Source organism: Frankia sp. Mgl5, from assembly GCF_023242985.1.
Taxonomy (GTDB): Bacteria; Actinomycetota; Actinomycetes; order Frankiales; family Frankiaceae; genus Parafrankia; species Parafrankia soli.
Genome location: NZ_JALKFY010000783.1, coordinates 1 through 1,157, shown reverse-complemented (window position 1 = coordinate 1,157; position 1,157 = coordinate 1). Strand labels below are relative to the sequence as shown.

Here is a 1,157-nt window from a genome sequence, read left to right as displayed (position 1 = left end):
CCCGAGGCGATCATCGGTGCCGCACTCGCCTGCCTGGAGGCCGCGAACAGAGCATGGCGGGCCACCGACGGCCAGGCGCCCCTGGACAAGGTCCTCGACGACGTCATGCGCACCGTCCACCCCAGAGTCTTCTGACTCGGAGCAAGCTGTTACCTCCCGAGGAGTGCGGACACCGTGTTCTCGCTTTCCGGTCACCCGGACCAGATCGGACCCGTCTGTAGTCGCTGAGGCTCTCAGCTCCGGAGCTCCCAGCGGTTACCCGCGGGGTCATTGCAGAACACGGCTCGCACCCCGTCGATGGTAACGACGCTGTACGGGATACCGGCAGCGTCCAGGCGCGCCTCAATCACAGTGGTCTCTTCACCGACGTGGATGGCGGTATGGGCCCGGGCAGCCGGACGATGGTCGGGGTCGACGCTGAGATGCACCTGACTTCCATCTTCTGTCTCATACCACAGCACTCCTCGTGCTTTAAGATCGGGTGTTACCTCAATGCGCAGGTAGTCGAGGATACCTGTCAGGAAATCACCTACGGAGTCGGTACCTCCGGGCAGGACGCCTAGGTTGACATGGTGGAAACGCGCCATGATCTAAAACCTCCGGTAGGCATGTCGGATTCGGGCTGCTACGGCATCAACAATGTGGGAAGACGATCGACGACGCCGGCTCGATCACCTAACTATTTTGCGAGACCTGCCGCGCCGTCGCGCCTCCGCGCCGTCGCGCCTCCGCGGCCACCGGCACCGCCGATCCCTGTCGCCGAACGTCCGGGCAGCTCCGACTGTCCTCATCCTTCCACTTCGCGGACAACACGCCCCCGGGGTGGTTCTGACCTGGACCGGCTCCGCGCTCGCGGCCAGATCGCGCGGCGACGACCTCGGTTCGGCCGGCACAGCGTGCCCGGTTCGTCCACGAGCCCGAGGCCTGCAGACTCCCCAGCCATCACGGTGGTGACCGTACCCACTCCCATACCTGTTACGCAATGTCCAGAGTGGAACTGAGTGCAGTGTTTGGCGTAGAGTCCCGATGTGCTGGCGGAGTGAGTGATCGCGGCGGGCGGAGCAGTTTCCGACGAAGGTGGGTCATCGTGGAACCATCCGTGCTGCTGGAGCAGCGGGGCGCGGTGTCGATCGTGACGCTGAACCGGCCCGGCCGCC

Annotated in this window: 1 protein-coding gene; it reads right to left on the bottom strand. The window is 64.9% G+C overall.

The genetic code is table 11. The annotated features are described in order from the left end of the window. Positions 1-233: 233 nt before the first annotated feature. Positions 234-587: a glyoxalase gene (locus MXD62_RS27605; RefSeq protein WP_248832318.1), complete on the bottom strand. Its 354-nt coding sequence runs from the start codon at positions 585-587 to the stop codon at positions 234-236. Positions 588-1,157: the final 570 nt, after the last annotated feature.

Bases quoted from the DNA above. Each gene is read 5' to 3' on its own strand.
- MXD62_RS27605 (WP_248832318.1), bottom strand. From the start codon at position 587: ATGGCGCGTTTCCACCATGTCAACCTAGGCGTCCTGCCCGGAGGTACC.